The 16,912-nt window shown below is 40.6% G+C and carries 14 protein-coding genes and 2 pseudogenes; 15 read left to right on the top strand and 1 reads right to left on the bottom strand.

Translation table 11 applies throughout. The features are described from left to right. The first annotated feature begins 507 nt into the window (after positions 1-507). The 11 genes and pseudogenes from ACFOU2_RS20100 (at position 508) to ACFOU2_RS20150 (ending at position 10,893) form a co-directional block, all read left to right on the top strand. Positions 508-1,650, top strand: coding sequence for an ABC transporter ATP-binding protein (locus ACFOU2_RS20100; protein WP_377918082.1), 1,143 nt, complete (start codon positions 508-510; stop codon positions 1,648-1,650). Then, positions 1,647-3,203: an extracellular solute-binding protein gene (locus ACFOU2_RS20105; protein WP_377918083.1), complete on the top strand. Its 1,557-nt coding sequence runs from the start codon at positions 1,647-1,649 to the stop codon at positions 3,201-3,203. Before ACFOU2_RS20100 ends, ACFOU2_RS20105 begins: the two co-directional genes overlap by 4 nt. Before the next feature lie 180 nt (positions 3,204-3,383). Next, positions 3,384-3,821, top strand: a complete 438-nt coding sequence (locus ACFOU2_RS20110; RefSeq protein WP_377918084.1) for a hypothetical protein — start codon at positions 3,384-3,386, stop codon at positions 3,819-3,821. Positions 3,822-4,219: 398 nt separating this feature from the next. After that, positions 4,220-4,642: a hypothetical protein gene (locus ACFOU2_RS20115; RefSeq protein ID WP_377918085.1), complete on the top strand. Its 423-nt coding sequence runs from the start codon at positions 4,220-4,222 to the stop codon at positions 4,640-4,642. A 47-nt stretch (positions 4,643-4,689) separates the two neighbouring features. After that, positions 4,690-5,118, top strand: a pseudogene (locus ACFOU2_RS20120) (DMT family transporter); the annotation flags it as partial. A gap of 255 nt (positions 5,119-5,373) precedes the next feature. After that, on the top strand, positions 5,374-6,582 hold the full coding sequence (locus tag ACFOU2_RS20125; protein ID WP_377918086.1) for an MFS transporter: 1,209 nt from the start codon (positions 5,374-5,376) through the stop codon (positions 6,580-6,582). A 126-nt stretch (positions 6,583-6,708) separates the two neighbouring features. Continuing rightward, positions 6,709-7,032 (top strand): annotated as a pseudogene (locus ACFOU2_RS20130) (D-glutamate cyclase family protein); the annotation flags it as partial. 508 nt (positions 7,033-7,540) lie between these two features. After that, positions 7,541-8,473, top strand: coding sequence for a manganese-dependent inorganic pyrophosphatase (locus tag ACFOU2_RS20135; protein WP_377918087.1), 933 nt, complete (start codon positions 7,541-7,543; stop codon positions 8,471-8,473). Positions 8,474-9,517: 1,044 nt separating this feature from the next. Beyond that, a complete protein-coding gene (locus ACFOU2_RS20140; RefSeq protein WP_377918088.1) occupies positions 9,518-9,652 on the top strand; it encodes an FbpB family small basic protein in 135 nt (44 codons plus the stop codon). A gap of 36 nt (positions 9,653-9,688) precedes the next feature. Further along, on the top strand, positions 9,689-10,135 hold the full coding sequence (locus tag ACFOU2_RS20145) for a DUF6376 family protein (protein ID WP_377918089.1): 447 nt from the start codon (positions 9,689-9,691) through the stop codon (positions 10,133-10,135). Positions 10,136-10,440: 305 nt separating this feature from the next. Beyond that, entirely contained in the window at positions 10,441-10,893 is a 453-nt protein-coding gene (locus ACFOU2_RS20150) for a hypothetical protein (RefSeq protein ID WP_377918090.1), read from the top strand. Positions 10,894-11,026: 133 nt separating this feature from the next. On the opposite strand, the gene ACFOU2_RS20155 is transcribed toward ACFOU2_RS20150, so the two are convergent. After that, entirely contained in the window at positions 11,027-11,479 is a 453-nt protein-coding gene (locus ACFOU2_RS20155; protein WP_377918091.1) for a GDSL-type esterase/lipase family protein, read from the bottom strand. Between the two features lie 307 nt (positions 11,480-11,786). On the opposite strand from ACFOU2_RS20155, the gene ACFOU2_RS20160 reads away from it, so the two are divergent. Genes ACFOU2_RS20160 through lpdA form a run of 4 tightly spaced genes read left to right on the top strand, consistent with a single transcriptional unit; the run spans position 11,787 to position 16,498 of the window. Continuing rightward, positions 11,787-12,779, top strand: a complete 993-nt coding sequence (locus tag ACFOU2_RS20160; protein WP_377918092.1) for a thiamine pyrophosphate-dependent dehydrogenase E1 component subunit alpha — start codon at positions 11,787-11,789, stop codon at positions 12,777-12,779. Positions 12,780-12,802: 23 nt separating this feature from the next. Further along, positions 12,803-13,837 carry an alpha-ketoacid dehydrogenase subunit beta gene (locus ACFOU2_RS20165; RefSeq protein WP_377918093.1) on the top strand — a complete coding sequence of 345 codons (1,035 nt, stop codon included), beginning with the start codon at positions 12,803-12,805 and terminating at the stop codon, positions 13,835-13,837. 29 nt (positions 13,838-13,866) lie between these two features. Continuing rightward, the gene (locus ACFOU2_RS20170) at positions 13,867-15,102 is read left to right on the top strand and encodes a dihydrolipoamide acetyltransferase family protein (RefSeq protein ID WP_377918094.1); all 1,236 of its coding nucleotides are present in this window, start codon (positions 13,867-13,869) and stop codon (positions 15,100-15,102) included. A gap of 16 nt (positions 15,103-15,118) precedes the next feature. Further along, a complete protein-coding gene (gene lpdA / locus ACFOU2_RS20175) occupies positions 15,119-16,498 on the top strand; it encodes a dihydrolipoyl dehydrogenase (protein ID WP_377918095.1) in 1,380 nt (459 codons plus the stop codon). Positions 16,499-16,912 lie beyond the last annotated feature (414 nt).

Here is a 16,912-nt window from a genome sequence, read left to right on the forward strand (position 1 = left end):
ATTGGGTCTTTTCAGTTTTTTACCATTTTATTTTTATCCTTTGCTTTTATCCGCTTTGGAACAGTTAAATCCAGGAGTTTTGATAAAAATTTGGGTTTGGTACTCCTGCATGATTTACAATGCTATTATTTAGTGATCGAACTTCTAGCTCATGAAGTTTCTGACCTATTTTTCATTTTGTAAATCCTCCATTTGTGAAATTTCAAACAATCAAATCTCCAGAAATATGCTTGCTATATATGTACCTGAACCAGGGTTTTCACTTTTAGTCTATTTATTCAGTGACTACTACTCGCCTTAGCTTATTCATAATTTTCATAAAAACTTTAATGAGTGCCGTTTTATATTGTCTTATCGACAAGAAATTCAAAGGTTCACGTAAGAACCCCTTTATTGAGGCTGTATCGTGAATTATTTTTTAACAAATGATAAAGCGATCATTGTAAAGGGTGGATTGGGACAGCTTTAGATGCTGCAAATATGTACAGAGAAAAGAGGCGATTTTTATTGATTACCTTTAAACATGTAGGTAAAAAATATCCGGATGGGTTTGTGGCCTTAAAGGATATTGACTTTCATATTGAAGAGGGGGAGCTGGTCGCGTTAATCGGTCCGAGCGGCTGCGGGAAAACAACTACAATGAGAATGATTAACCGTTTGATTGAGCCTACCAGCGGCCAGATTCTTATTAACGGTGAAGACATTTCCAAGAAAGACCCTGTCGAGCTCCGGAGAAACATCGGTTACGTCATCCAGCAAATAGGCCTTCTTCCACATATGACAATCGAAGACAATATTACCCTTGTTCCGAGATTAAAAGGATGGGAGAAAGAGCGCTATGAAAAAAAGGTGGATGAACTGCTTAATTTGGTAGGACTTGATCCTGAAGAGTACAAATCACGTTTTCCCGCAGAATTGAGCGGAGGACAGCAGCAGCGCGTCGGTGTTATACGCGCATTGGCAGCTGAACCGCCGATTATCCTTATGGATGAACCGTTCAGTGCACTAGACCCGATCAGCCGGGAGCAGCTGCAGGATGAGCTCGTTCAACTCCAAGAAAACATTAAGAAAACCATCGTATTTGTTACACATGATATGGACGAAGCGATTAAGATTGCTGATCGAATTGCTATTATGAAGGGTGGGGAAATCATACAATTTGATACGCCCGAGAAAATTCTCCGCCATCCAAAAAATGATTTTGTGAAAGGATTCATTGGAGAAGAGCGTCTTGAAAAAGGAGATAACTTCCAGCCGGTCGCGGAAGACTTAATGATTAAGAAGGTGATTACAGCCAAGCCTACCAGAGGCCTTGCGCAAGCCTTAAAAACGATGAAGACGTATAAAGTGGACAGCTTACTTGTAACAGACCATCAAAATCAACTTCTTGGCATTGCTACGATTGATGATGTGGAACGTTATTATGCGAATGAAGACAAAACCTTAAGGGATATTATGAATCAGGATTATCAGACAGTGGAAGCAGACACGCCATATACCGATGTGGCAGAAATTTTTGCCAAAGGTGCCGTCTTAATCCCAGTTCTCCAGAACGGCAAATTAGTCGGACTCATTACCCGTTCAACCATGATGAGAGGACTGGCGGGTATGAAGATCGCAGCACCAGGGGAAGGAGGCACTATTAAATGAATAAGGAAAACTTTTTTATGTTATTAGTCGATACTTTTCGAACAAGATGGTCCGAGATTCTTGAAGCACTGCAGCAGCATCTATTCTTATCTCTTATATCCATTTTTATCGCGACGCTCATTGCTATCCCGGTAGGAATTTATATTTCAAGAAGAAAGAGATTGGCGGAACCGGTAATAGGAGTTGCTTCCGTGTTTCAAACCATTCCAAGCCTTGCATTGTTTGGTTTTTTGCTCCCGCTTTTTGGAATCGGCAATATCACAGCGATTATTGCCCTTACCATATATGCACTGCTTCCGATTCTGAGGAACACTTTCACTGGTATTACCGGTGTTGATCAATCAGCAGTGGAAGCCGGACGGGGTATGGGAATGACCAAGAACCAAATTTTACGTATGATTGAACTCCCGCTCGCTCTGCCGATTATCATGGCTGGTTTGCGTACAGCAACCGTGCTGACGATCGGTGTGGCGACCCTTGCGGCATTTATAGGCGCCGGCGGTCTCGGTGACTTAATTTACAGAGGATTATCCACAACACGAAATGAATTGGTTTTGGCAGGTGCGATACCGGCAGCCGTTCTGGCAATTGTGATTGATCTCATCTTAAAACGCATTGAAATTGCGACAAATCCAAAATCCAGAAAAAAATTCTCCTGGAAAAAAGGGTCCCTCATTTTGATTCCGATTGCGGCCCTGGTCTTGTTCTTTGGGGCAAGGGGCGGCCATTCTGAAGATACAGTGGTGATTGCAGGTAAAAAGTGGACGGAACAATACATTCTGCCTTACATTATTTCTGAGTATGTAAAAGAAAAAACAGATTATAATGTCAAGGTGGAAGAAGGGCTTGGAGAGACACCTATCTTAACACAGGCGATTCGAAAAGGCGATATTGATATGTTTGTTGAGTATACAGGGACAGGGTTAATAACCATTTTGAAAGAAGAGTACAACCCTGAAGATAGCGCAGATGTCATTTACAACAAAGTAAAAGAAGGGTACAGGGAGAAATACCAGTTGGAATGGCTAAAACCGCTGGGCTTTGAAAACACGTATGCTCTTGCTTTTAATCCGGAGACTTACAACCAATTAGGAGTAAAGACAATCTCCGAGTTCGCACCTAGATCATCCGAGTTCACTTTTGGGGGCCCTACAGAGTTTTTCGAGCGTGAAGATGGCTATACACCGTTTGTTCAAACATATGGTCTTCATTTTAAAGACCAGCGCAGCCTTGATCCTAACTTGATGTACTCGGCTGTAAAAGAAGGAAAAGTAGATGCCATTCCTGCCTACACAACAGACGGAAGAATTGTCCGTTTCAATCTTGGAATGCTCAAAGACGATAAGAAGTTCTTCCCGCCGTATTATGCGGCTCCAATCGTTCGTGAGGAAACATTGAAGAAGTTTCCGGAGCTCAAAGACGTGGTAAACGACCTTGGCGGGAAAATATCTGAACAGGAAATGGCGGAAATGAACGCGAAAGTAGATTTAGATAAAAAGGATCCTAGAGAAGTAGCCAGGGAGTTCCTAAAGGAAAAAGGATTAATTGAATAATAGTATGAATGGCAGTGGAGTCAGATGAGACATACACCCGCCCCAATGTGCAGGAGAAGAATGTTCTCTTTTCAAACCGATATTTATACCGTTAAAAGAATTAGAGATAAAACAAATCTTTGTTGAATCGTGCATAAATGAAAACACTCTTGTAAAGTCTTTTAGTAAGAGTTTTTTTGGATGGAGGATAAGAATATGTTTTCATTACGTGGGGATGCTCATAAAATTTATCTTCAACTCAAAAAAACATCAAACAAAGGCCGGTCTTTCAACAGTATCAAGAAGCTTACAGAAATTGATGAAATTCAAAATTTTTATAAATCGATTGATAGCCGTACATTAGAGAAAATTTATTATCGTATGATAAAAGAAAAAAATGGGTCAGGAACCATCCCTATTTTTGTATCCTCTGTACCATGGCTTTTTTTTCTGTTCTCAAGACAATTACAACAGTTTCTTTTCAAAGAAGGAAGTTTGCTTTGGGTTGTTTTTGTTTTCGTGTATATTTCTATTCTTACCATAGGTGTGATTCTTCACTTTCATGAAAAATCATGGGCTGCTGTTCATATAGAAATCATTCAAGACATTTTAAAAGAAAGAAAAAATAAAAGCTCTTGAGATTATATGGTGGAATAACGTTCATATTTATTTTTGAATAAAAGCTTACTCCACTAAAAACAACATGAGTTGAAGAAAAGACGTTTTTTTTGAAGAAAAAAGCAACCTAACAAATAGGCTGTTAACTTTAATATGCGAGAAATTCTCATCTTTCCTCTTTTCCGAGCCGCTTGATATGTTTACAGAAAATATTTTCACGATGTGAAAAAAAGGATTAATTGAATAAGTTTAAACATTTAAAAGGCAACCTTTTCGATAGGTTGCCTTTTTGACTTATGGCCGGCATTACTTCGACAACGATTCATTTAACGGAATCTTAATGAAAAAGAACTTAACGAACAGCCGCGATATTCGTTATAGTTAATAGGAACGAAACCGATAAAAGGAATGAACAAACGATGGCAGAAACAAAAGTGAAAAAACGAACAGGGAGAGTTTCTCAATCTCAAGAAATGGAACATAATAAGCAAAAATCGGAAGAAGGAACAAGGAAAAAGAGGATAGGGAAAATAAAAAACCGGGAAAAAGAACAACCTCAACCGGAAAACAAGCCTGTAAGAAAAGGGAAAACCAAAAAGACAAAGAAGAAAGGAAGCTCTTCACCAGGCATAGACTTTGCGAGAACATTGAGATCGGTTTTTTTGCTTTCAGTCGGTTTGCTGATTGTGTATGTATATTACCTGCAAACAGAAGGTGTGTTAGTATCAGGAATCCAAAATATATGGCGAGAATATAAGCAAGCTTTGCTTTCCATTCTAGTGTTTGTTGCATATAGTGCTCTTATTTTTTACTTAGGTTTTAGAAAAGGCAGGAAAAGATGAAAGGAGAATAAATTGTACCTATAATAACATTTAATCATTTTAAACATAATATTTCCAAATGGGCATTATTCTGGGGGATTAGCTCGGCTTTCGCACTGGCATTTTATACATTGCAGCCGCATCGTCTCCTTGAGAAATGGGGATCCTCTCTTGTAGTCGGATGGGGGATGCTGATTGGCGGAATTGGTTTTAGCTTTGTCCATCAGCCTTGGAATGTTGAAGGAGACTGGTCCTTTTTTTCAATGTTAGGCATTCTATTTGTTGTATTATTTGGAACCCTTATTGCCTTTTATTGTTATTTAGAGAGTTTAAAATATATTCAGGCTTCAGAAACAAGTTTACTAGCTTGTGCTGAACCATTATCTGCAGCTCTTTTATCTGTTGTTTGGTTACATGTTCCCTTCGGTATAACCGAATGGTTAGGAACAGCCTGTATTATTAGTACGATTGTGATTTTATCCCGTGTTCAAAAATGAAAAATGGGCTGCTAGAACAGAGGAACATAAACAGGTCAGTTAATAAAACATTTAGCCTATGTGAACCTCAACTGGGTTTATTAGTTCATGGACAAGATTATGCCCATCAACGATGAATACGCATAATCGCCTAAAAAATGATTTGTATATTTCGTATTTCTAAAGGGTTGAAATCAAGCTATTTTTCCTGCATGATATAGTATGGAGAATTTTATTTCGAGTGATGAAATATCATCGAGAGAAAGGGGGAAGTAAATGATAAAAGAAGAGGTTCCTGCTCTTTGGACGAAATCATTTCTATTGCTTATCATTGGTAACCTGTTTATCTTTATGAGCTTTCAGATGTTATTGCCTACCATGCCGCCTCAGGCGAAAGCGATCGGTGCTTCCGATATTGAAATCGGACTCGTCACTACACTTTTTGCGGTTGCCGCTATTTTGGTCCGTCCGTTTATCGGCTTTGCTTTAGAATCGAGCAGCCGTAAATGGCTTGTTATTGTCGGGACTGTTGCTTTATTTGTGTTAACGATCTGCTATTCTTTTACTTCTATTATTCTTTTATTTTTAGCTGTTCGCTTCCTCCACGGATTTGCATGGGGATGGTCCACGACAGTAAATGGAACAGCAGCAGTTGAACTGGTTCCTGCCAAGCGGCTTGGCGAGGGGATGGGGTATTTCGGATTGTCCGGCACCATTGGGATGATTATTGCTCCAAGCCTTGGGATTTTGTTGTATCAAAACTTTGGCTTTGAGCCGCTTATTATTGGATCATCCATTTTAGGCTTGATTGCCATTATAGCATTGGCTTGTGTTAAATATCATACTCCAAAAGCCGTTCAAGAAAATACATTTAAGCCTAAAGAATTTTCTTTTTTCGGTTCTTTGATCGACAAGGATGGCTGGTATCCAACCGTTTTAACTATTTTAACCACGTTTGGGTATGGAGCGATCGTAACGTTTATCGTAATCTTCGGTGAAGAGCGCGGAATTGATCAAATCTTTTTATATTATTTGTGCAATGCGATTACGGCCACACTCATCCGTCCCATTACAGGCAGATGGTTTGATGCAAAAGGGCCCTGGACATTGGTCATGGTGTGTGCAGTCCTTACGATTGCAGGATTGTGGGTCTTATCTTATACCTATTCTGTTGGAATGCTCATTCTTGCCGGAATTTTATTCGGAGCGGGATATGGATCCATGGTGCCGGCACTACAAGCTTGGACGTTGTCGAAAACGAGACCCGAGCGACGCGGTATTGCTAACGGCATGTTTTACTCGGCCATCGATTTAGGGATCGGTTTAAGTGCCGTTGTATTAGGGTTTATTTCAGCATACGTTGAACTAGGTACTGTTTTCCAAATGTCCAGCATTTGTTTCGTCATTGTCATCGTGATGACATGGATCGATTTCCTTAAGGAAAAAAAGCGGGGGAAAGGAAAACAACAAACGGTTGCGGTATAAGTAAAAACACCTGTCTGTCAATTGCAGACAGGTGTTTTTTATTTAAGAGGTCCAAAATTGCAATATGATAGAAGAATAGATTGGAAGGAAGATGTATAATAGGGAGGAAGAATGTGATGCGGTTCTCTTATTGAAGTAACCGATAGTGGTTCACCTGTTCCTAAGCTCACAGCGCCTAACGCAGATTTGCGTTTTGACGTACCAAAGTATCGAATCTACAAAAAAGGGAAATTTGCAGAGGAAGTAAGCGAAATCGCAGACTACTGGAGAGATGACTTTGTCTCCTTTTTAATCGGGTGCAGCTTTACGTTTGAACATGCTCTCATTGAAAATGGACTTATCATTCGCCATATTGAAGAAAAACGGAATGTACCGATGTATATCACGAACATTCCTTGTGAACCGGCAGGCGTGTTTCACGGGAATTTAGTTGTCAGCATGCGCCCGGTCATATGTTCATTACGGATGTGAAGGATAGTCGTTATTCCATCTTGTAAGGGGGCAAGGAATGTGTCCGTGTACAGGTCATTATCCGTAAGTGGGCAAAGCAGTTATGATACCGAAAATTGATTAGAATATTCAGAAATTATTTTCAGGGAAATTGGAGGGGGTTTCGTGGATATCAAGGCAGCAGACGTAGTTACTTGGGAAAGAACTTTTCATAAGAAAGAAATGCTGCATTTCCTCCTAAAACGATTAAGTGTAATGTATAACGAGAGAGTTGAAATCATGCTAAAGAGGAGGTAATATAAAGTGAATCATCATTTATCAACAACAGAGGAAAGCCACCGAAGCTAACCCATTATTTACGATAAACTGATGATGAAATAAAATTTAGGGAGCGAAAGACACCTAGTTTCTGATAAAATAGAGTTGAGATATGGATATCTTTTACCGCACTCAAGGTGGAGGGATTTCCATCATACATATTTTTATAAATTGATTAAGGAGTAGAGAAATGGAAAAAGTATTTATTTTAGGCCACAAAAACCCGGACACAGATTCAATTTGTTCTGCAATTGCGTACGCAGAATTAAAAACGAAATTAGGAATGGATGTTGAGCCTATCCGTTTAGGTGAGGTTAACGGAGAAACTCAATATGCGTTGGATCATTTTCAAATAAAGGCGCCGCGTTTAGTTGAAAAGGTCGCAAATGAAGTGAACAGTGTCATTTTGGTTGACCATAATGAACGCCAGCAAAGTGCAGATGATATTGATCAAGTTCGCGTTTTGGAAGTAATTGATCACCATCGTATCGCCAACTTTGAAACGAGCGATCCTTTGTATTACCGTGCCGAGCCAGTCGGATGTACAGCGACAATTTTAAAAAAATTATATAAAGAAAACGGAGTAGAAATCCGCAAAGAGATTGCTGGATTGATGCTGTCAGCGATCATTTCTGATTCTCTATTATTCAAATCTCCAACATGCACGGAGGAAGATGTGGCTGCAGCCCGCGAATTAGCTGAAATCGCCGGAGTAGATGCTGAGAGCTACGGATTGGCAATGCTGAAAGCCGGGGCAGATTTAGGCGACAAAACAGTCAATGAGCTGATTTCCCTTGATGCAAAAGAATTTGAGATGGGCGGCTCTAAGGTTGAAATCGCTCAAGTAAATGCAGTAGATACAAATGACGTTCTTGTTCGTAAGGACGAATTAGAAGCGGCTCTTTCTGATGTCATTGCTGAGAAAAATTTAGATTTATTCTTATTGGTTGTAACAGACATTTTAAACAGCGACTCTGTAGCGTTGGCACTTGGCAGCAAAGCAGATGTTGTAGAGAAAGCTTATAACGTTACATTGGAAAATAATACAGCTCTTCTAAAAGGTGTCGTATCACGTAAAAAGCAAATTGTTCCGGTGTTAACTGATACTTTCAACAAAATGTAATTAAAAGATGAATCATAATGTTTTGAAAGACTCCCTGTATACAGGGAGTCTTTCTGTCTTTTAGGGGAGTCTAGAATCCCCCATTGCATTTTTCTCACAGTGAGCAGGAAGAGCCCCTGTCTGTTTAAATCAGGCAAGTGGTTATTGAACTCCCTCTGACTCTGAAACCAAACCGGTACCACCGCAGCTAGGGCAATCAGGAACGCTCATGTAGAAAAATTCATTTAAAACCATCGGATTAAAGCCTCTTCCGTTGCAGTCGGGACATATTCCTTGCGACCGCAATTCTGCTGCTTTCTTCTCATACCGCGCTGTCTTCCACTCGGATATAGAATTGAAGAATCCCATTTTACTCACCTCAAATTCTGTTTCCTTTAGTTTGTGGAAAAAAGGGAGTTTTAACCTCAATCTGATTCGTCGTATAAAAACTCCCATTGTTGTTATCCATTTCAGGGCCAAGGAGATTTGTCTTTTCTTGAATATGGGGGTCGCAATCTGTATTTATATGATGTACAAAGGTTTTTATTTGACGGACCCGCCGTTTTACGTTATGATAAATCCAAAGTAAATGAAACGTGTTTTCTCCAAAGGGGAGTAGCTTTTACAATAAAGTCGTCATTACGGGATGTACATCCTCGGCTTTGTTGGCAATTCCTAATTGCTAGCGAGACCTTTGCCAATGTATTTGGTAAGGTCTTTTATTATTGGACACCTTTACCGAATACATGGTAAAGGTGTTTTTATTTGTGAGAAATCACTGTTTTTTACTTCAAAAGCGGGTTAACCCGGCCAGTACCTTCCAAGAAGCTTCTGAAGATTGGAAGAGAAAGGAGTAAGATTATGTCTAAACTTTCAAAAGTACTTCGGAGTGCCGCACTAAAAAGAGGAATAAAATTAGCAAGGAAACGGTTGTTCCCAATCATCATGAATGAAATTAGAAGAAGAAAAAGCGATAAGAAAGTTTAAGTGCAGTTTTTTCTTGTCAGTAAAAAGGCTCGTAGTGAAAGAGTTTCAAAGAAGCAAAAATAAAAACGAGGGTGATTGATGGTGAGAAAAGTGATTAAAACTCCTTTTAAACAGTTAGTGCTAGAAAACAAAAAAGAACTAATGAATGACGAAAAAGAGATGAAAAGAATCGAGAAGCGAATCGATGATAAGTATATGAAAATTTCGAAATAATTCGGGTTCCCGGATGTTAAAATGGAGGTTAACTTAATGAAAAAATGGCTCGTTATTCTTTCTGCCGGCGCGTTCTTACTTCTTGGGGGTTGTTCTTCATTGGATGATGTGAATAGTACATTAACGTATGCGAATGAAGCAACAGACTATGTAAACGAAGCTAGTGATTTTGCAAAAGAAGTCCCTTCTCTGGCAGAACAGGCTGTCAGCGATCAGCAGGCAGCAGAAGAACTGGAAAAAAAGCTGAAAGAGATGAAAAAAGATATTGAAAGCTTCAATGAACTTCAACCACCGGATATGGCTGCTGAGCTGCATCAACAAATAATCGATCAAAATAACAAAGTTATTGAAGGGATTGATTTGTATTTAGACAATATAAAAGATGGTAAGCTTGATCCCCGCATTCTTGAAAATACAGAAATCTTTCAGTCTATCCAAGAAATAACAAGCATTATTGATCAAATTAAAAAATTGGGGCAATAACATTAAATCAGCAAGAAATATGTTTTAACTCTCTAAAGAGAGTGTGGTACAGCTGGATGTGCGGGAGGGATGGATTGTCCTGATAACAACACCTGATATCCTCTACATAAGGGAATGTCAGGTGCTTCTTTATATAATAGTAGTGTTGCCCGTTGAATTGGACGGGCATTCATTATATAGTGAAACAAATGTTATTTTTTTTAAGGTTTTGTTCGTTTCTAACAGGCAAGAATAGAATACCATACGATTACATATTCAGTTTTGGCAGTGGTCAGAAAGGTAAATAAAGATTGGAGGATAAAAAGATGAAAGCCCAGAAGAAAAATGAACAGCTCGAAATGACTTTATCGAAAGAAGAATATTTACACCTGGCAGAATTGGTGTTCTTGGGAAAATGGGTGACCAATACTTTCTATGAACATGCACCCGAGCAAAATCCATATAATGAAATGGAGCAGGCGATCTTAAATATGTCACAGCATTTCAATCTAGATGAAATTTTCGATCGGTATGAAGCCAATTCGTTTTTTAATCAGAAAGTAGAAGATCGCTTGATGACCGTGGTGGACAGCTATGATACTGATGCATTTTGGATGAAATTTGCCAGTCTCCTCGCTCAGCGTGACGTTCAGCAGGAAATGAAGTCTGTCAACGGTCTTTCAAAAAATCCATTGGAACGATTGGTGGAAAAAGAGATGGAGTATGAACAGGAATTTGCAGAAAATGGACTGAGAAATGTTCAAGTGATTTCAAAATAAAAAAGAAATAACCAAGGGTTATTTCTTTTTTATTTTGAAATCGTCGATTAAACATTGGAGGCTAAACAGAAATTTATTTTCTATACTCTGGTTAATAGAATCAGGCATGTATATGCTATTAAATCATTTAACATCAGTTCTTGTCTATGAATGGTGTTTTTTCATAATGGAAAGTATTTGGTTGGCGATCAGCGCTCTGAATGAAATCATTCGTACCGATGTTAACAAACAGATAATCCGCTTTTGCTAAGGCTGATTTGACTGCTTTGGTATCTAGTTTCTCTAATAACTGTTTGCTCGTATCGTTTGGTACTCCATAGTCTTCGAGAACAACATCACATTCGCAATGCTTTTCGTAAAGGTGTTTCACATCACCAAGGTAGCCATTGTCATTCGTATCTCCGATTCCGAAAGAAAGAGAATCCCCAACTGCCACCATCCGCACTTCTTTGCCTATCTCGATGGATTCATCTAAGACATATTCTTTAACTGAGACAAAAGCAGAATAACAATTGGGTTTATAAAATAAATAAAGACCTCCTCCGGGAACACATATTACAGCTGCAATGTAAACAGCCTTTTTCATTTACATTCGCCCTCCTAAAAAACTCTCCTATTATCTATCCATTCTAAACAGAAACTAATCACGGGGCTTTTATGAATTGATATGGATTCAATCATCTATTGTATGTACGTTCTAAAAAATGAAAAGTCATTATTTGAAAGCCGTGGACAATGTTCAAAACGAGACAAAATGAGACTAGTGTCTCGTTTTGTTTCATTCCTAAAAAGCAACAATGGTTGGAATCCTGTTTTTTCGCCTCGTTCATTTTGGCATGATACTTGCAATAAAAAAGGGTGTGGAAACAAAAAAAGACGGGAGGCTATAAAATATGGAAGTAATGCAAAGCAAAGGAGTTACATTAACCCGGGAAAAAGCCAGTTGGATGTATCAAAAAATGTTGGAAATTCGAATATTTGAAGATAAGGTACATGAGATCTTTGCGCATGGAAAATTACCCGGCTTTGTTCATCTGTATGCGGGGGAAGAAGCGGTAGCTGTTGGGGTGTGTGCGCACCTTGATGGCAAGGACAGCATTACCAGTACACATCGTGGCCATGGCCATTGCATTGCCAAAGGATGTGATTTGGATGGGATGATGGCTGAGCTTTTTGGAAAGAGCACAGGGCTGTGCAAAGGGAAAGGCGGTTCCATGCACATCGCTGACTTAGATAAAGGGATGCTGGGGGCAAATGGAATTGTAGGAGGCGGCTTTCCGCTTGCTTGCGGTTCGGCTTTAACAGCAAAGTATAAAAAGACCGAAAATGTAAGCGTTTGTTTTTTTGGTGATGGAGCGGGCAATGAAGGAACCTTTCATGAAGGGCTGAATTTAGCGTCTATTTGGAAGTTGCCTGTGATTTTTGTTGCAGAAAATAACGGGTTTGGGGAAGCGTCACCATTTGAATATGCGTCGAGTTGTAAACAAATCGTTGATCGTGCGATCGGTTACAATATGCCTGCCATTCGAGTAGATGGAAAAGATGTGCTGGCCGTCTATCAAGCGGCGGAGGAAGCCATTCAAAGAGCTCGCAGGGGAGAAGGTCCAACGTTAATAGAGTGTGTGACATATCGAAATTACGGACATTTTGAAGGCGATGCTCAAACATATAAGAAAGAGAAAGAAAAGAAAGAACACCTTCAGGATCGAGATGCAATCGTTAATTTTAGAAAATATTTACTTAGTCAGCAACTATTGTCAGAAAAAGAATTGCTTGAAATGGAAGAATCCGTAGAACAGACCGTGCAAAAGGCCATTGAATTTGGAGAAAATAGCCCGTACCCTGATGCGTCAGAGCTGTTAACGGATGTTTATGTATCTTATTAATTTAATCTAAGGAGGTAAATATCATGGTGAGAAATTTGAGTATGTCTGGTGCAATTAATGAAGCAATGAAGCTAGCAATGCGAAAAGATGAAAATGTCATTCTTTTAGGTGAAGATGTGGCTGGCGGAGCCGAGGTTGATCACTTGCAAAATGATGAAGCTTGGGGTGGTGTATTAGGGGTAACGAAAGGACTGGTTCAAGAATTTGGACGTGAACGGGTTTTGGATACACCGATTTCGGAAGCTGGATATGTAGGGGCAGCAATGGCGGCGGCTGCTACAGGATTAAGACCGATCGCGGAATTAATGTTTAATGATTTTATTGGAAGTTGTTTGGATCAAGTGCTCAATCAAGGTGCTAAATTCCGGTATATGTTTGGAGGGAAAGCACAAGTACCCGTTACGATTCGAACGATGCATGGGGCTGGATTCCGGGCAGCGGCTCAACATTCCCAAAGCTTATATGCCCTGTTCACGAGTATTCCCGGCATTAAAGTGGTGGTTCCATCCACGCCATATGATGCGAAAGGATTATTGCTTGCTTCCATTGAAGACCATGACCCTGTTATTTTCTTTGAGGATAAGACCCTTTATAACATGACCGGAGATGTTCCTGAAGGATATTATACCATTCCTTTAGGCAAGGCGGATATTAAGCGGACAGGATCAGACTTAACCATCGTGGGAATTGGTAAGCAAGTCCATACCGCTTTAACAGCTGCAGAACAACTCGCTGCAAAAGGAGTCGAAATTGAAGTCATTGACCCGCGAAGCTTATCTCCACTGGATGAGGACACGATTCTTTCTTCCGTTGTTAAAACCAATCGCCTGATTGTCATTGATGAAGCCAATCCAAGATGCAGCATCGCAACCGATATCGCAGCTTTAATCGCGGATAAAGGATTTGATACACTTGATGCACCTATTAAACGGATTACGGCACCGCACACACCTGTGCCATTCTCTCCTCCACTAGAAGATATTTATCTTCCTACACCAGAAAAAGTGGTTGAGGTCGTATCAGAATTATTGGGGGATACATCGCTTCTAAGCGTGTAATTTTGCAAAAGAGAAGGGAGAGAAAGAGAATGGCTGTAGAGGTAGTCATGCCGAAATTAGGAATGGCAATGAAAGAAGGAACGGTTTCGATCTGGAATAAGCAAGTTGGGGAACCCGTTGTGAAAGGGGAACTTATTGCCAGCATCAATTCAGAGAAAATTGAAATGGAAATCGAATCGCCAGCAGAGGGCACTGTTTTAGACATTGTCGTACCAGAGGGACAAGGCGTCCCTCCCGGAACCGTCATCTGCTATATCGGGGATGCGGGCGAAAAGATCATCAAATCCGAGCAGAACTTAGAAATAGCGCAAATGGAAGCGGCAGCTACGGCAACGGCGGTAAAGCAGCCCCAACCTTCCGTTAACAAAGCGCCAACTGAACGGATGAAAATCTCTCCTGTCGCCCGGAAAATGGCAGAAGCCGCCAATCTGGATCTTACGGCGATTCAAGGGACGGGGCCAGGAGGAAGGATTACAAAAGAAGATGTCCAAAAGGCGATGGCTGGCGCTTCTTCCAGTGAATCTCCATCCAAAAAGGAAAAAGAAACGATTGAACCTCATTCCAACAACATAGAGCATGTACAGCAGATTCCGGTGACCGGAATGCGGAAAGTGATTGCTGGGCGAATGCAGGATAGCTTACAAAATAGTGCCCAACTAACGTTAACGATGAAGGTGGACGTCACAGACCTTATCGCTTTACAAAAACAAGCAGCGGAAGCAATTCAAACTCATTATGAAACAAAACTTACCGTTACGGATTTCGTCGCTCGTGCAGTCGTTCTTTCGCTCCAGCAGCACAAGCAGATGAACAGTGCCTATATAGATGATCAAATTCATGTCTTTGATCATGTTCATCTTGGAATGGCTGTTGCCCTCGATAAAGGATTGGTTGTACCTGTTATTCGGAATGCACAAAACGACTCACTGATCCACTTGGCCAAAAACATCAAATCGCTTGCCCGGCGAGCCCGACAAGGACAGCTTGGCAGTGAAGAGATGAAAGGTTCAACGTTTACAATCAGCAATCTTGGTGCTTATGGGATTGAACATTTCACCCCTATATTGAATACGCCGGAAGCGGGAATTCTTGGGGTTGGTGCCACTTATGACACACCTGTATATAAGGGAGAAGAATTGCAGCGGAGAACGTTATTGCCGCTTAGCCTGACGTTTGACCACCGTGTGTTGGATGGAGCGCCTGCTGCTGCATTTCTCCGTACCATCAAACAGTATTTAGAAGAGCCGTTTACCATGCTTTTATAGAAAGTAGGTGGAAATCATGACGACAATAGCCATTATTGGAGGGGGACCTGCAGGGTATGTGGCGGCAATCACTGCCGCCCAGCAGGGACAACAAGTTATTCTCATTGACCAGGCACCATTAGGAGGAACTTGTTTAAACGAAGGATGCATGCCGACAAAATCATTATTAGAGAGTGCTGAAATCTACGATACGGTCAAACGGGCCGGGGAGTTTGGCATAAGCCTTGCATCCAACGAGATAGGGATCAATTGGAACCAGGTTCAGCAGCGTAAAAATAAGATTATCCAAACGCTGGTTCATGGGATAGGATATTTAATGAAGAAAAATAAGGTCAAAGTACTGAAGGGAAAAGCCTCATTTTTAACCGATCATCGTCTGTGTGTGGAGCATGGGGGAAGACAAGAAGCAATTGAAGCGGATCAATTCATTATTGCATCAGGGTCTGAACCGATCAGCTTACCGTTTGCTCCTTTTGATGGGGAGTGGATCATCCACAGCGGCCAAGCCATGTCCCTCCCATCTATTCCTCCTTCGCTGCTCATCGTAGGGGGAGGAGTGATTGGGTGCGAATTTGCCAGCATTTACAGCCGGATGGGAACGAAAGTAACGATCGTCGAGATGGCTGATCAGCTTCTTCCGGGAGAAGACAAAGATATCGCTTCTGTCTTACATAATGAACTTGAGAGTGCCGGGGTGACGGTTTATACTTCCACTTCTTTAAAAGATTTGAATCGTGATAGAAAGAAAGCGATCCTTGAAAATCAAGATGAGATTCATGAGTTAAGCACAGATTATATTTTAGTATCAATCGGAAGGAAGCCAAGAACAGCGGATTTAGGACTAGAGAACGTAGGCATTGATTATTCCAGGCGAGGGATTGAAGTCAATGAGTACATGCAAACGAACATCCCTCATATTTATGCCTGCGGTGATGTGACCGGAGGAATCCAACTCGCTCATGTTGCTTTTCACGAAGGGACTGTTGCTGCCTTAAATGTCTGCGGCAAAGATATGAAAGTAAACTATCGCGCTGTTCCTCGCTGCATTTATACATCACCTGAGATTGCAAGTGTCGGAATGACTGAAAAACAGGCAAGAAATCAATACGGTGATATTAGGATTGGGGAGTTTCCTTTCGCTGCAAACGGCAAATCTCTAATACTCAATAAGTCGATTGGAAAAGTAAAAGTGATCGTGGAGCCGCAATATAATGAAATTATCGGACTTTCGATTGTAGGGCCGCATGCCACGGAATTGATCGGGCAAGGGACCGTCATGCTGCATGCGGAGATGACGGTGGATATCATGGAAGATTTCATAGCGGCACACCCGACATTGTCTGAAGCGATCCATGAAGCGCTGCACGATGCAGTCGGCCATGCGGTGCATGCTTAATAGATAAATCCACATTAATCATGGGACATGAGAAAAAAACACTTATGTCCCATGATTATCTTTTTAGCCTATTCAAGATGTAAGAACAGAAAGTCATGCGGCCGTCCATGAATCTCGCTGACTCTTACTTTAGCTTCACGTAAAAATAGTGCGTGAAGCTTTTTTTTGGTGTTTATATGGATTTTTTATTTAATATAAAGACGAGTATGTTGAAAACGCTTTTATTATCATCTATAATGATAAAATATATAAGTCCAATTTAATTTTTCAACCTCTGTCTCGGTTCTCTTTCTATCCGCACCTTTCTGTTCTCTCATCTTGAACGAGCTTACAAAGGTTCTCGTATGTGGACTTATATACTCCGAATAAAAATTCGATTTTTCTCTCCAATCTCCATTCTTTTCTCTTTCTTTT

Source organism: Bacillus songklensis (assembly GCF_042649685.1).
Taxonomy (GTDB): Bacteria; Bacillota; Bacilli; order Bacillales; family Bacillaceae_H; genus Bacillus_BA; species Bacillus_BA songklensis.

Bases quoted from the DNA above. Each gene is read 5' to 3' on its own strand.
- ACFOU2_RS20105 (WP_377918083.1), top strand. From the start codon at position 1,647: ATGAATAAGGAAAACTTTTTTATGTTATTAGTCGATACTTTTCGAACA.
- ACFOU2_RS20110 (WP_377918084.1), top strand. From the start codon at position 3,384: ATGGAGGATAAGAATATGTTTTCATTACGTGGGGATGCTCATAAAATT.
- ACFOU2_RS20115 (WP_377918085.1), top strand. From the start codon at position 4,220: ATGGCAGAAACAAAAGTGAAAAAACGAACAGGGAGAGTTTCTCAATCT.
- ACFOU2_RS20125 (WP_377918086.1), top strand. From the start codon at position 5,374: ATGATAAAAGAAGAGGTTCCTGCTCTTTGGACGAAATCATTTCTATTG.
- ACFOU2_RS20135 (WP_377918087.1), top strand. From the start codon at position 7,541: ATGGAAAAAGTATTTATTTTAGGCCACAAAAACCCGGACACAGATTCA.
- ACFOU2_RS20140 (WP_377918088.1), top strand. From the start codon at position 9,518: ATGGTGAGAAAAGTGATTAAAACTCCTTTTAAACAGTTAGTGCTAGAA.
- ACFOU2_RS20145 (WP_377918089.1), top strand. From the start codon at position 9,689: ATGAAAAAATGGCTCGTTATTCTTTCTGCCGGCGCGTTCTTACTTCTT.
- ACFOU2_RS20150 (WP_377918090.1), top strand. From the start codon at position 10,441: ATGAAAGCCCAGAAGAAAAATGAACAGCTCGAAATGACTTTATCGAAA.
- ACFOU2_RS20155 (WP_377918091.1), bottom strand. From the start codon at position 11,479: ATGAAAAAGGCTGTTTACATTGCAGCTGTAATATGTGTTCCCGGAGGA.
- ACFOU2_RS20160 (WP_377918092.1), top strand. From the start codon at position 11,787: ATGGAAGTAATGCAAAGCAAAGGAGTTACATTAACCCGGGAAAAAGCC.
- ACFOU2_RS20165 (WP_377918093.1), top strand. From the start codon at position 12,803: ATGGTGAGAAATTTGAGTATGTCTGGTGCAATTAATGAAGCAATGAAG.
- ACFOU2_RS20170 (WP_377918094.1), top strand. From the start codon at position 13,867: ATGGCTGTAGAGGTAGTCATGCCGAAATTAGGAATGGCAATGAAAGAA.
- lpdA (WP_377918095.1), top strand. From the start codon at position 15,119: ATGACGACAATAGCCATTATTGGAGGGGGACCTGCAGGGTATGTGGCG.